The sequence below is a fragment of the Pseudobutyrivibrio sp. JW11 genome (assembly GCF_900115355.1).
In the GTDB taxonomy this organism is placed as follows: Bacteria; Bacillota; Clostridia; order Lachnospirales; family Lachnospiraceae; genus Pseudobutyrivibrio; species Pseudobutyrivibrio ruminis.
In genome coordinates this window covers 298095-310974 of sequence record NZ_FOWB01000001.1, presented here as the reverse complement: position 1 = coordinate 310974, position 12880 = coordinate 298095, and the positions used below count along the sequence as shown (strand labels likewise).

General features: G+C 39.0%; 13 protein-coding genes and 1 tRNA gene. 7 read left to right on the top strand and 7 right to left on the bottom strand.

The window, feature by feature from the left end; all coding sequences use genetic code 11:
- Genes BM102_RS01380 through thyA form a run of 5 tightly spaced genes read right to left on the bottom strand, consistent with a single transcriptional unit; the run spans window position 1 to window position 4839 of the window.
- Window positions 1–1224: a cell wall hydrolase gene (locus BM102_RS01380; RefSeq protein ID WP_090478156.1), complete on the bottom strand. Its 1224-nt coding sequence runs from the start codon at window positions 1222–1224 to the stop codon at window positions 1–3.
- Window positions 1225–1245: 21 nt separating this feature from the next.
- Entirely contained in the window at window positions 1246–1755 is a 510-nt protein-coding gene (gene ilvN, locus BM102_RS01375; RefSeq protein ID WP_033151614.1) for an acetolactate synthase small subunit, read from the bottom strand.
- 19 nt (window positions 1756–1774) lie between these two features.
- Window positions 1775–3466 carry a biosynthetic-type acetolactate synthase large subunit gene (gene ilvB / locus BM102_RS01370; RefSeq protein ID WP_090478155.1) on the bottom strand — a complete coding sequence of 564 codons (1692 nt, stop codon included), beginning with the start codon at window positions 3464–3466 and terminating at the stop codon, window positions 1775–1777.
- 26 nt (window positions 3467–3492) lie between these two features.
- On the bottom strand, window positions 3493–3978 hold the full coding sequence (locus BM102_RS01365; protein ID WP_090478153.1) for a dihydrofolate reductase: 486 nt from the start codon (window positions 3976–3978) through the stop codon (window positions 3493–3495).
- Window positions 3979–3987: 9 nt separating this feature from the next.
- Complete coding sequence (gene thyA, locus BM102_RS01360) at window positions 3988–4839, bottom strand: thymidylate synthase (protein WP_074790067.1); 852 nt, start codon at window positions 4837–4839, stop codon at window positions 3988–3990.
- Between the two features lie 238 nt (window positions 4840–5077).
- Between thyA and BM102_RS01355 the strand changes: the two genes are divergently transcribed.
- On the top strand, window positions 5078–5323 hold the full coding sequence (locus BM102_RS01355; RefSeq protein ID WP_074790065.1) for a hypothetical protein: 246 nt from the start codon (window positions 5078–5080) through the stop codon (window positions 5321–5323).
- A 94-nt stretch (window positions 5324–5417) separates the two neighbouring features.
- Here BM102_RS01355 and glmS read toward each other — a convergent pair whose 3' ends face one another.
- Window positions 5418–7235, bottom strand: a complete 1818-nt coding sequence (gene glmS, locus BM102_RS01350; RefSeq protein ID WP_090478150.1) for a glutamine--fructose-6-phosphate transaminase (isomerizing) — start codon at window positions 7233–7235, stop codon at window positions 5418–5420.
- Window positions 7236–7605: 370 nt separating this feature from the next.
- Between glmS and BM102_RS01345 the strand changes: the two genes are divergently transcribed.
- From BM102_RS01345 to BM102_RS01335, 3 genes are all read left to right on the top strand, one after another.
- A complete protein-coding gene (locus tag BM102_RS01345; protein WP_090478147.1) occupies window positions 7606–8028 on the top strand; it encodes a DUF4430 domain-containing protein in 423 nt (140 codons plus the stop codon).
- 1 nt (window position 8029) lies between these two features.
- Window positions 8030–8545 carry a hypothetical protein gene (locus BM102_RS01340; protein ID WP_044935842.1) on the top strand — a complete coding sequence of 172 codons (516 nt, stop codon included), beginning with the start codon at window positions 8030–8032 and terminating at the stop codon, window positions 8543–8545.
- A gap of 460 nt (window positions 8546–9005) precedes the next feature.
- On the top strand, window positions 9006–9959 hold the full coding sequence (locus tag BM102_RS01335) for a YARHG domain-containing protein (protein WP_090478144.1): 954 nt from the start codon (window positions 9006–9008) through the stop codon (window positions 9957–9959).
- 159 nt (window positions 9960–10118) lie between these two features.
- Here the strand turns inward: BM102_RS01335 and BM102_RS01330 are convergent.
- Window positions 10119–10191: transfer RNA gene (locus tag BM102_RS01330), tRNA-Gly, on the bottom strand.
- A gap of 195 nt (window positions 10192–10386) precedes the next feature.
- Here BM102_RS01330 and pgeF point away from each other — a divergent pair.
- From pgeF to BM102_RS01315, 3 genes are all read left to right on the top strand, one after another.
- Window positions 10387–11208 carry a peptidoglycan editing factor PgeF gene (gene pgeF, locus BM102_RS01325; protein ID WP_090478142.1) on the top strand — a complete coding sequence of 274 codons (822 nt, stop codon included), beginning with the start codon at window positions 10387–10389 and terminating at the stop codon, window positions 11206–11208.
- Window positions 11209–11299: 91 nt separating this feature from the next.
- Window positions 11300–11863 carry an RNA polymerase sigma factor gene (locus tag BM102_RS01320; protein WP_090478139.1) on the top strand — a complete coding sequence of 188 codons (564 nt, stop codon included), beginning with the start codon at window positions 11300–11302 and terminating at the stop codon, window positions 11861–11863.
- Window positions 11860–12864, top strand: coding sequence for a DUF4179 domain-containing protein (locus tag BM102_RS01315; RefSeq protein WP_090478137.1), 1005 nt, complete (start codon window positions 11860–11862; stop codon window positions 12862–12864). Before BM102_RS01320 ends, BM102_RS01315 begins: the two co-directional genes overlap by 4 nt.
- The last annotated feature ends 16 nt before the right edge of the window (window positions 12865–12880 follow it).

Sequence of the window (12880 nt, the reverse complement as noted above, 5' to 3'; positions counted from 1 at the left end):
TTAATTATAATTATAGAAATAATGGGCATTTATAACTGTACCCGAAGTTCTATCTAAAAATCCTGACTGCCCAGCAGCTACCTGCGATTCGTGCAAGCTCTGAGCATACGAATATGTACAGAAGAATAAAGCGTCTGTATTTGTGTTTCCTGCAATTGCCTGAGCTGCCGCGTATTGGCATGCACTGTTTGGCCCTTCTGCAAGAATCATAGCCACACGACCTGATGTTACTGGTGCAAACTGACCTGATGCATATATTACACCGGAAACTGTGTTAGGAAACTTTGAACTGGCTACACGGTTCATAACAACTGAACCAACTGCTAGACGACCTGCGTCTCCCTGATTTGCTGCCTCTGCCTGAATAAGAGCAGCAAGGATAAGTGTTTCCTCGTCTGTGGTGGTGTAACCGCCCGTATATCCACCAGTTTCACCTGCAAGCTTTTCAGCCAATGCAACCTGAGCTGCCTCATATTGCTGCTGAATCTTTTGCTCGTATGCTTTTGCTTCCTCTAACTGTTTTTCTAATTCTGCGATAGCAGCCTCTGTAAGCTCTATCTGAGAATTTGTGGTATTTAATGCTGAAGTGGTGCTGCTTACAAGTGTACCAAGCTCCGACCTCTTGCTCTGAAGAGTATCCTGGTATGCTGTAAGCTCGTCATTTTTAGTCTCGATAGCAGACTTGGTATCTTCCAACTCCTGCTGAGTTTCTTCGTATTTTTCTATGGCATCCTGATCGTAAGCTGTAATCTGTGCCATATATTCAAGACGTTGTAAAAACTCCGAAATAGATCCGCTTTCCAAAAAGTTAACAAGCGTGTTTGTAGATTTGTTTTCGTACATGTACTGAATGCGAGCCTTCATGGCTTCCTTTTGTGTATCCAAGGAAGCTTGTGTTGTTTCAAGCTTTTCATTCAAAGATTCGATATCTGCTTCTACAAGTGCTATGTTGTCTTCCGTTTCGGAAATTTCACTTGATACCGTGGTAATCTGCGTATTTAAATCGCTTATTTGCCCACTAAGTGAATCTGCCTGGTCCTCAAGCTGTCCCTTTGCATCTTCTACCTGTTGCTTGGCATTGTTGATATCATCAACAGCCTGTGAGGCATTTTCCGACTCTTGTTTTAATCGGTCTACCTCTGATTGTGAAGCTCTGGCAGATGTACTACAAAGGCACAAACTAACCACTAAAAGCAGCGCTAAACTCCCTTTTAGCTTTTTCATTAATTTCTCCTACAATATATATTATCTGCAAGAACTGCTGATTGATTCTACAGCTACTGCTCCACCACGAGTGACTTCAATTTTCTTAAATCGTGATTTGAGTAGTTCTATAATCTCATTGTTCTTGCGCTCTGTCAACATACACTCAAAGAGTACTGAATCAGCGCCAATATCAACAATTTTAACGCTTCCTCCCTGATTGAATACGTTGGCTATTTGAAATGCTTCGGTCTTGGACTCACTGTTGAGCCCATTTACCCTAGCATAAAGAATCTCTTTCATGTGAATTGACATAGTGGTCAAGTCTATAACTTTTATAACCTCAACCATAGCATTGAGCTGTTTTTTAATCTGCTCAAATGTGGCATCGTCAGCTTTAACCGAAATAGTCATTCTAGAAACATCGTCTCTTTCTGTCGTACCAACAGTGAGAGTTTGAAGGTTGTAGGACTTTGCTGAAAACAATCCTGAAACCTTTGCCAAAACACCAACCTGATTTTCTACATATAATGCAATCCATCTGTTCTTCATATTGTTAGCCCCTCTACATCTACTTCAAAATCATTTCACTAAGTGGTGTACCACTTTTAACCATTGGTAATACTAAATCGTCTGGAGAGACAATAAATTCCAAAACTGTTGGGCCATCTGTATTTGCCCTTGCTGTCTCAAGCGCTGACAATACATCGTCCTGATTAGTAACGCGGATAGCTTTGCAGCTGTATCCTTCAGCCCACTTTATAAAGTCTGGATAATAACTTCCATCTGATGCAGAAAGATCTGTAATCTCGTATCTCTTTCCATAGAATAACTGTTGCATCTGACGAACCATGCCCAGATTTGAATTGTTAAATATACATATAATAACTGGAATCTTTTCAGTCATTGCAGTGGCCATCTCCTGCATATTCATTTGGAAGCCACCATCACCGGTGATTAATACAACCGGCTTTTTAGGATTGCCTACTGACGCTCCAATTGCTGCTGGAAAACCAAATCCCATGGTACCAAGACCACCTGAAGTGATGAATTCCTGACCCTCGCTTAACTTGATAAACTGTGTTGCCCACATCTGATGCTGACCAACATCCGTAACGATGTTTGCATCAAAGAATACCTGATTGATTTTCTCACATATAAGCTGTGGATTAATGCCTACCTTTGTGTCAGGCATTGAAAGAGGATGTTCACTCTCCCACTCATTTATCTTTGTAAGCCATTTTGCTGTGTTCATTGGCTCGGCATATTCTACTAATCGCTCCAGTGCGATTTTGGCATCTGCTGTAACAGGTACATCTACTACTACATTTCTTGAAATAGATGCAGAAGCAATATCAACGTGAACGATTTTTGCCTTTGGCGCAAATTCATCAAGCTCACCTGTTATTCTATCATTAAAACGTGTGCCAATTGAGAACAATACATCGCACTCTGTAACTGCTTTGTTGGCAGCAAAGCGGCCATGCATACCACAATTGCCAATGAAAAGCTCGTGGTCCTCAGGCATAACACCCTTTCCCATTACTGTAGTAGTAACCGGGACATTCATTTTAGCAGCGAACTCAAGAAGCTCCTTCTCAGCGCCAGAAATTCTAACGCCGCCACCAGCAAGGATTAAAGGCTTTTTAGCTGATTTAAGTAAACGATAAGCCTTTTTTAACTGGCCAATATGAACTGTTTCATTAGGGTGATAGCCTCTGATATCAACATGCTCTGGGTACTCAGGATCACCAGTCTGAACCTGAATATCCTTTGGAATATCTATAAGCACAGGGCCTGGCTTGCCAGTTGAAGCAACCTGGAATCCCATTTTAATGAGACGGCCCATGTCTTCTCTATCTCTGATTGTCACGCCATACTTGGTGATTGAACGAGTCATTCCAACAATATCTACCTCTTGGAATGCATCGTTTCCAATAAGGTGAAGAGGAACCTGTCCTGTAAAAATCACCATAGGGATACTGTCATAATAAGCATCTGCAATACCGGTGATTGTATTTGTTGCGCCAGGACCTGAAGTAACTAGGACGACCGCAGTTTTCCCAGTCGCGCGGGCATAGCCTTCCGCCTCATGAACAAGTGCTTGCTCATGACGGCCCAAAATAACACGAATTCCTTCGGTTTTGTATAGCTCATCCACGATGTCAGTAATCATGCCTCCTGGATAAGCGAAAATGGTATCTACGCCTTCTTCTTTAAGTGCCTTAACAAATAACTTCCTTCCAGTAATATTTAATGCCATGTCAGTACCCTCTTAAGTTGTGCCAATTAACGTGTATAAGTTCTAAAATAAAATTCTATATCGTAATAAGTTTGCTCCTCTGATTCATCCGCAAGCTTCCAATCTGAAAGCTCGTCCAAATTTGGAAAATATGTATCTGCATCGTAAGCATAATCAACATATGTAACAAATGCTCGCTTGCAGTCATTTAACATCATGCGATAGATACTTTCGCCACCGATGACAAAAATATCATCCTGATTATATTTTTTAAGTTCTTCATCAAGCTCTTCCTTTGAATGAACGATGGTTGCATCCTTCACTTCGTAATTAGGGTCTCTTGTAAGAACGATATTAACTCTGTTTTTGAGAGGCTTACCATTTGGAAAGCTCTCAAGAGTCTTTCGGCCCATAACAACAACCTTGCCTGAAGTAGTCTCCCTGAAAAACTTCATATCATCAGGAATGCTCACTAGTAGCTTGTTGTCCTTGCCGATTGCCCAATTCTTATCTACTGCAACAATTAAATTCATACACACCTCCTAAACCGCAATAGGAATATTACGGATTTGTTCGCCAGCCTCGTAGCCTTCCACGATGAGGTCATCAGTTGTGAAATCGTAGAAGTTCTTAACATCCGGGTTCAAGCGAACCTTTGGAGCTGGAAGCTCTGGGCGGCTAAGTAATTCCTTTATAGCATCCACGTGTCTATCGTAAATATGTGCATCAGCGATGACATGTATAAGCTGACCTGGAATCATATCATTGACCTGTGCAACCATCATAAGTAGGATTGCATACTGACAAACATTCCAGTTGTTTGCAGCAAGAACATCCTGTGAACGCTGATTAAGAACCATATTAAGAACTAGCTTGTCTGAGTCCTTATCCTTTGTAACATTGTATGTAGCTGAATAGCAGCATGGATCCAAGTGACCTGTTGCTAAATCATGGAACTGATAAAGGTTTGTCATGATTCTGCGGGAATATGGTGTCTCCTTGAGCTGCTTGAGAACATAATCCATCTGATCAATCATCTCGCCCTTAAACTCAAACTTTTCTCCTACAACATAACCGTATGCTGTGCCGATTGAGCCTTCTTCATCTGCCCATTGATCCCAAATATGGCCCTTTAAATCCTTGATATTATTTGACTTACGCTGGTAAATCCAAAGGATTTCATCCATAGCTGTTTTAAGTGCTGTCTTTCTAAGAGTAAGAGCTGGGAACTCTTCTCTTAAATCGTATTTATTGACCACACCAAACTGCTTAATTGTATATGCCTTTTCGCCAGTATCCTCCCAGATAGGGCGCACAATTTCATCTTTTGTATCTGTGCCATTTTCTAGAATATCACGGCACATCTCTTTAAAAATCACATCAGCTTTACTCATAACTTATATCTCCTTCGTAAAACTACCTAGACTACGTCTATAATATATTCAGTATAAATTCTACCACAATATCTTGCGGTTTGAATAGTTCTTTTCCTGTTTTTAGTTAATATTTAGTTGTAACCTCTTTCTGCCTAAATTTCCTTGAAAATCCAAGTTAATTGCGTTACTATATCTTGTAGTTGTTAATATCAGACCGTTCCTATTGGAAATATCACGGTCTGTTCTAGGAGAAGAAATGAGTCAAGAAAAGGTAGATAAGAAAAGATACGAGCGCGAGCATCGTAGATCAATTATCAGAAAGAAGAAAATCGAGGAAGCTCTTAGCATCCTTTGTGTAGCCGTTATTGGATTGGCTATTGTTGTTTGGATTGGTTTTTCAATTTATACAAAGGCTACAACAGCAGCTGAAGAAAATGCTACATACGAGTATTACGATATCACTACTGAAGCTATTCAGGATTATCTTGGTACTTTAAATTAATTTCATATGCAATAATTAAGGTCCATGTCATTTTGACATGGACCTTTGTTGTACTTCTGGTCAAATCCATATATTTATTCCATATAAATATCTATTACTCAACTGTTACTACCTTTGCAAGGTTTCTTGGCTTATCAACATCAAGCCCCTTATCTGCAGAAACGTAGTATGAATAAATCTGAAGAGCAACGATTTCTGGGAATGACATATACTCGTCATCTAAATCTGGAAGACCTATTACATGATACTCATCAGAGAAATCAGCCTTTAATTCATTCTTTGCAATAAGCACAACGTTTGCTCCACGGGCTCTAATTTCCTTAACATTTGACAATGCTTTTGAAATCAAATGTGTCTGAGTAACAGCAGCGATAACTGGAGTTCCCTCTGAAATGAGAGCGATTGGACCATGCTTTAATTCGCCAGCTGCATATGCCTCTGAATGAATATAAGAAATCTCCTTAAGCTTTAAGGCGCCTTCCATAAGTACTGTGTAATCCAAACCTCTACCAATCATGAAAAGATCAGAAGCTGTGATTACTTCTTTTGCTAATTTGTGAATTGCATCCTTCTGTCCGATAACCTCTGCCATAGCATCAGGGATTTTTCTAAGGTTGCTAGTAGCTTCCTCAAAATACTCCTCTGTTATTGTTCCTCTTACAAGGCCTGACTTAAGGGCAAGCATGTAGAACATCAACATCTGTGTTGTGTATGCCTTTGTGCTGGCAACTGCTATTTCTGGGCCTGCATCTGTGTAAAGGGTATAATCTGCAACTCGTGAGATTGATGAACCTCTTACATTTAAGATTGCAAGACATAGTGCACCTGCTTCTTTTGCCTTTCTAAGGGCCTCTAAAGTATCGATTGTTTCACCTGACTGAGAAACTGCAATAAAAAGTGTATCAGGGCCAACTGTAGTATCAGAATAAATAAACTCTGAAGCCATCTCTGTATCAACATTTATTCCTGTCCACTTCTTGAACAACTGAGCTCCCATAATACCTGCATGCAAAGCTGTACCACAGGCAACAATGCAAATACGATTGAAGTTCTTTAAAGCATCGTCTAATGTACCGCCGAAACCAAATTCAATATCGTTATTAACAAGATAGTTGCTTAAGATTCTGCGAATGCAAGTTGGCTGCTCATCAATTTCCTTTGCCATGAAATATGGATAGCTCTGCTTTCCTGGAGCAGAAACATCCCAATCAACCTTTGTGTAATTTGGCTCAACTGGATTACCATCGAAATCTTCTAAAGAAATGCCATCACGATTTGCTGTAAGAATAATTCTCTCATCAAGTACAAAGTACTCCTTTGAATACTTGAAAAGTGCTGCTGGGTCAGAAGACAATACAGTCGCCTCATCAGTAGTTGTCGCTACGATAGGGCTAACATTTCTAACTGCGTAGATAGCATCTGGCTTATCATCAAACATGATTACAAACGCAAATGTACCCTTAATCTTTTTGATTACTCTTTTGATTGTCTTCTTTGGATCACCATCGTAGAGCTTATCAATAAGAGCTGCAACAACCTCAGTATCTGTCTCAGTAACAAGCTTATCCTCAAGCTCGTATTCTTCACGTAAATCAGCATAGTTTTCAATGATGCCGTTATGAACTAATGTAACCTTTCCCGAACGATGTGGATGAGCATTCTTATCGCAAACTCCACCATGAGTAGCCCATCTGGTATGACCAATACCGCAGCTAAAATCAGCACCTTCAGCTGGAACAATTCCTCTAAGGTCGCTAACTCTGCCCTGGCACTTGTACACCTGTGAGTCGCCTTCATTTTCACGTCTGATAGCGATTCCTGCACTGTCATATCCTCTATACTCAAGAAGCTCTAATCCATCTAATATATTAGCTAAAGCATCATTTCCTAAAAAACCTATAATTCCACACATATTTTATTCCTCATTCTTTCTATGTATTACAGCAATGCTGTGAAAGTTCAAAACTACCTATCGCATCATCTTTGTTTTGCAGTCACCTGCATATTTGCTAATGCGTTCGCGTTAGGCAACACGGGAGGGCACCCGCCGAATTTTCGATAATCCCTCCTCCTCGTTAACCAGTCATCCTGGTGCATGGCGCTAAAACGAGGAATAAATACATGGATTTCTTGACCTCTATTCAATTATCAAAGTACAACGGAGTGAATTCTAGCATAGTGTGTAGTATGTGTCAAATGACGGCATACAGCTTTTTCTTTCCTGTATATTAATCGCCTGCAATCTGTTAAACTATAGCCAATAATAAGCTAAGGAGATTCTTATGGAAAAGAAAAGTTTAAAGAAAATAATAATTGGAGCTGTTGCTCTTGTTGCTTTAATCGCAGTATTTGTACTTTGCTATAACAAATTCAGTGCAAAGCCTACTGAAGGTGCAAAGTCAATTGTAATTGAAGTTGTGGATAATAACGGAGAATCAACAACATACGATGTACATACTGACGCAGAGTATTTAAAGGATGCTATGGATGAGTTGGCAAAATCTGATGATAGTTTTTCTTTCAGCGGCCAGGATGGTGACTACGGACTTATGGTAGAAGTGATTAACGGAACTCAGGCTATCTATGCAGAAGACAATGCATACTGGGCATTATATGTTAACGGAGAATACGGCCAGTATAGCGCTAATCAGCAGCCAGTAGCTGATGGCGACACATATACATGGACTTACGAATTAGCACAGTAATATGGACAGTAGATTTACAACCAAAGATATCGCCCTCATCGGAATGATGATTGCATTAATTGAAGTTTGCAAAGCAGTTCTTAGTTTTGCCCCGAATGTGGAACTTACAACATTTTGGCTGATAATGTTCACACTCTTTTTCGGACGCAAAATTGTTGCAGTGGTCCCTGCATTTATCCTAGTGGAAGGTGCCATCTATGGCATGAATACCTGGTGGATAATGTATATGTATATATGGCCACTGCTTGTGTTATTGGCCTGGCTCTTTAGAAAAGAAGAATCACCTGTATTCTGGGCAATCTTTTCAGGATTATTCGGACTATGTTTTGGAGCACTTTGTTCGCTAACATATTTTGCAATTGGGCTCTTCTCCGGAGGATTAACAGCAGCCATAAACACTGCATTCCCATGGTGGATTGCAGGCATTCCTTGGGACTTAGTCCATTGCGTATCCAACTTTGTATTGATGCTAGTTTTATTTGTTCCTGTGAGGAGACTATTTTTACATTTTAGTTGATTATTGTTGAGTGTATCTGCTTGGGAACAGTGGGAATTCACACAATACAGTTAAATCAACAAATACTTTTAAAATCACTGTATTTTAAAAAGGAGTGTGGCGTAACTACGCCACACTCTTTCTCATATAAACCATTTTTCTTTATTATATGAAAGTAAACCTTTCTCAAACTATATAACAAATCACTATTATCCTATGATCCTACAGTAAAAATTATACTTTTACTCAAAAAAACTGTACTCCTTAAAATTCTATTCCACAGTAACTATTAAATCTTTGCCTTGTATAGATATTCAAAACCTATTGGTCACACTATAGGCAGGATAAATGTTTAATCTCTATACAAAAAACTTATTAAGCATAAAAAGCCACAGTACTAGATATATTGACTATAATTCAATCCCAGTGCTAGTATAAGGTTTGCACTATAAAAACATCGCATCATCGGAGGACCTAAATAATGAAAAGAAAGCTTATTCTATTAATAATTGCTAGCACATTGTTGCTTTCAGCATGCAATCAATCTAGTGGAGAAACCAACTCACAAGAATTAAAAGAAAACACAGTCGATAATGCTACTAGCTCGCCAACCAATGATGAGTCATCCAGTTCAAACTCTAGCACTGAAGACTACTCTGATTATGTAGGCTTATGGTCTACTGATGGCTCTCGCATAACAGATAGTGGTGCTGAGTTTAATATTGAAATACAAGGTAACGAAATAACAAACGCTTCTCTCTATACACAAACAAGCTCGTTTGATAGATTTGCCGAAGTCGACAATATCACTGGCACAATTGTAAATGGAACTTGTACATATGCATTTACAGATGATGGTTGGGATAACAGCGGAACACTATTAATCCAATTAAAAGACAATACCATTACTATTGATGTGGAAGATTTTGTCCTGTCAGAAGACAACGTGATAGGTTATGGAATTAATGGGCATTATGATCTTATTAAAGTGCAGGACAATGACTCTCAAACTACCACCGATACTACTTTAAATAAATATAATGACGATTGGACCGAGGAACAGATTCTAGCTGAGATTGATAAACGAAGTCACTATAAAGACGAAACTTCATACTATCCTGATTTCTTAAGATATAAGGAAGTAGTTTGCGAATGCACTGATATCTCTGTAGATTGCTATCCACTTTTTAATACAGATACCCAATATTATCAAGCAACTGATTTTGAAAATGTTCCACCTGTGATCATTCATTTAGCAAAAAATGAAATCTATGCCAGACATGGTTATATTTTTACAGATGAAGATTTAAACAATTTTTACCTCACACAACTCTGGTACCTTCCAGAAGTACAAGCATCAGACTTTGATGACAGCGTTTTTAATGAATACGAAAAATATAATCTGGAACTGCTTTCCCAATTAGACACTTACTAAATGAGCGCGAGACGGGGTGCGGGTGTCCAGTGGACACCTCTGCGAAGCAGAAGCACCGACCGAGCCGGCAGGCGAGACCTCGAACCTTCGAGGCCCGTATGGGCCTCGTTAATTAAAAAAGGACATATCCTAATGGATATGTCCTTTTTAATTAATTAGAGCGCGAGACGGGACTCGAACCCGCGACCCCCACCTTGGCAAGGTGGTGCTCCACCAACTGAGCCACTCGCGCATATCTGTTGTTTCCTCAACAACAAAATGTATTCTATAGGATAACCCCCTATAAGTCAATACAGTTTTTTAAAGTTGCAAAGCTTACTTTTTATCGGTTGATTTTCAGAAAATTCAAATATCTATTATTCTGCTTTTCAAATCTCTATATGCTATACTCAATTGTAAAGTATCTAGATAAAAAGGCGGTTTAAATATGAACTTAGAAAATAAAAATGGTGTTTCCTTTCTTACATTTGATTCTTTCAAGAAAGCTGGTGTTAAGCACGGTTTTTCCACTCGCATCGGCGGTGTAAGTGAAGGTGTATTCGATTCATTGAATTTAGGATTTAATCGAGGCGATTCCGATGAAAACGTACGTGAAAACTATCATCGTATCGCAAATGCGTTAGATATGAATTATGACCGTATGTGTCTTTCAAAGCAGACTCATACAACTAATGTAATTGTAGTTGATGAAAAGGATGCAGGAAATGGACTTACCAAACCACTCCCTTACGATGATGTAGATGGTCTCATTACAAATGTAAAAGATATGCCACTTGTGACATTCTATGCTGATTGCGTTCCTTTGTTTTTCTACGATCCTGTAAAAGAAGTGGTTGCACTTTCTCACTCTGGATGGCGCGGAACAGTCGGTAAAATTGGCAAAGTCACCATCGAAAAAATGTGTGCCGAGTTTGGCTGCGATAAAAATGATATCCTATGTGGAATCGCACCAAGCATTTGCAATGATTGCTATGAAGTAAGCGCAGATGTTGCCAATGAATTTATAAAAGCTTTTGGTGAGGAGCATAAGTCCGAATTACTCCGCCCATCTACTTTTAATCCAGATGATAAAGATAAATACATGCTAGATTTGTGGGCTGCATGCCGCCTCGTTTTCCTTGAGGCAGGCATTCCTGAAGACCACATCGAAACCACAAATTACTGCACACGCTGCAATCCTAAGCTTTTTTATTCCCATCGAATCATGGGTGCAAATAGAGGTAGCCTGGCTGCTTTTATTTCTCTTTAGTCTTTCTTTTTTATTAAACTGTAATAATCTCATCTTTTTTACGGCTATATAAGTGTAAGGCGCTTACAAATGAATAAAAAGGGGGACACACATGAAAGACGAGGAAATAATCGAGCTTTATTTCAAACGTAACGAACGAGCCATTGAAGAGACGGACGTCAAATATGGCAATTACCTTGAATCAATCGCAAACAATATTCTTAATGATGATTTAGATGTTGAAGAATGTTTAAATGATACCTATTTAAAAACTTGGGATAAAATCCCACCTACAAGGCCCAAAGTCTTCAAAGCTTTTTTAGCTAAAATTGCTAGAGAACTTGCTTTTGATAAATACAGAGCAAGTCGAAGCAAAAAGCGTGGAAATGGTACCATGCACGAGATTCTTGATGAACTGGAAGAATGTATTCCAGCTTCAAATGGCGTAGAGCAATCCATTTTAGGACAGGAACTTGAAAATATAATAGCAGATTATGTCAGATCCCTTCCTGAAAGGGAAGCGTTTATCTTCCTTAGTAGATACTTTTATGCCGATGATATTACTGCCATATCAAAAAAATATGGTATATCAAAGAACAATGTATCAGTAATGCTTAGCAGATTGAGAGCAAAGCTCAGAACACGTTTGGTAAAGGAGGGATATTTGGCATCATGAAAAAAGAAAATTTATTTTTAGCATTTAACGGCGTAGATGATATTTTAATTACTCAGTGTGCAAGATATCAGTCCGGTAAAAAGATTGTAAAATTTAATAAACGGTTGTCAGTGGCAGCTTGCATATGCTTAATACTCCTAACTACCATCACTGCTACGGCAGCAATACGTCATTTCTGGGGGCATGGACTCAGTAGCTATTTTAATGCCACCGACGAACAGCAACAAACTCTTACAGAACAAGGACAGGCAATAGTATTTTCTGAAGAAGACGATTATTCAAAATATGCCATCACTGACAATGGTATCACGCTTACTCCAGTAGCAATTGTTGCCGATGATAATAAGATTAGTCTTACATTGCAATACTCAGGCGTTGAGATAAACGAAGGCTGTGAGCCAAACATCAACGTTGATGATATTTATATACAAGGCTACGAAGGGGACAGCTTTGGATACGGCATGGGAATCAGAGATGATGAGTTTATCTTTAATATAGATGGAACAGATTCAATTGATTCTGAAATGTCCCTAACCGGCAAAACCATACACTTAGAATTAAGCGATTTTTCGATTGTGAATAGTGATTTCTCCGAAAATAGTTTGGGTGGTACCTGGGTATTTGATTTGCCTATTCCAGAAGTAAGTAATGCTCTTGTAATTGATTTAAACAACTTTATCCCTGAGTTTAATTGTGAGGCTACTTCATTTAAAGTCAGTCCTATTTCTGCGGAGATTCGCTACACTATAACTGACGATGTAAAAGATAGCTGGTTTGCTACTCCAATGGATAAACCTCGCGTACCTTATATTACAAGTTTAACCTTAGATGACGGTACAGTAATTGATTGCAGGGAATGCGATAATCTAAATAGCATTGATGGAGATAATAACACCGCTATTTTTTCTTTGGAATTCAATAACATAATAGAGCCTAGCACTGTAAAATCAATTGAATTAGAAGATATTAACGGAAATACTGCTAGTATTTCTCTTCATTAGCACCAAATACATTGAT

Excerpts from the sequence above, each read along its gene's own strand:
- BM102_RS01380 (WP_090478156.1), bottom strand. The coding sequence starts at position 1,224 with ATGAAAAAGCTAAAAGGGAGTTTAGCGCTGCTTTTAGTGGTTAGTTTG.
- ilvN (WP_033151614.1), bottom strand. The coding sequence starts at position 1,755 with ATGAAGAACAGATGGATTGCATTATATGTAGAAAATCAGGTTGGTGTT.
- ilvB (WP_090478155.1), bottom strand. The coding sequence starts at position 3,466 with ATGGCATTAAATATTACTGGAAGGAAGTTATTTGTTAAGGCACTTAAA.
- BM102_RS01365 (WP_090478153.1), bottom strand. The coding sequence starts at position 3,978 with ATGAATTTAATTGTTGCAGTAGATAAGAATTGGGCAATCGGCAAGGAC.
- thyA (WP_074790067.1), bottom strand. The coding sequence starts at position 4,839 with ATGAGTAAAGCTGATGTGATTTTTAAAGAGATGTGCCGTGATATTCTA.
- BM102_RS01355 (WP_074790065.1), top strand. The coding sequence starts at position 5,078 with ATGAGTCAAGAAAAGGTAGATAAGAAAAGATACGAGCGCGAGCATCGT.
- glmS (WP_090478150.1), bottom strand. The coding sequence starts at position 7,235 with ATGTGTGGAATTATAGGTTTTTTAGGAAATGATGCTTTAGCTAATATA.
- BM102_RS01345 (WP_090478147.1), top strand. The coding sequence starts at position 7,606 with ATGGAAAAGAAAAGTTTAAAGAAAATAATAATTGGAGCTGTTGCTCTT.
- BM102_RS01340 (WP_044935842.1), top strand. The coding sequence starts at position 8,030 with ATGGACAGTAGATTTACAACCAAAGATATCGCCCTCATCGGAATGATG.
- BM102_RS01335 (WP_090478144.1), top strand. The coding sequence starts at position 9,006 with ATGAAAAGAAAGCTTATTCTATTAATAATTGCTAGCACATTGTTGCTT.
- pgeF (WP_090478142.1), top strand. The coding sequence starts at position 10,387 with ATGAACTTAGAAAATAAAAATGGTGTTTCCTTTCTTACATTTGATTCT.
- BM102_RS01320 (WP_090478139.1), top strand. The coding sequence starts at position 11,300 with ATGAAAGACGAGGAAATAATCGAGCTTTATTTCAAACGTAACGAACGA.
- BM102_RS01315 (WP_090478137.1), top strand. The coding sequence starts at position 11,860 with ATGAAAAAAGAAAATTTATTTTTAGCATTTAACGGCGTAGATGATATT.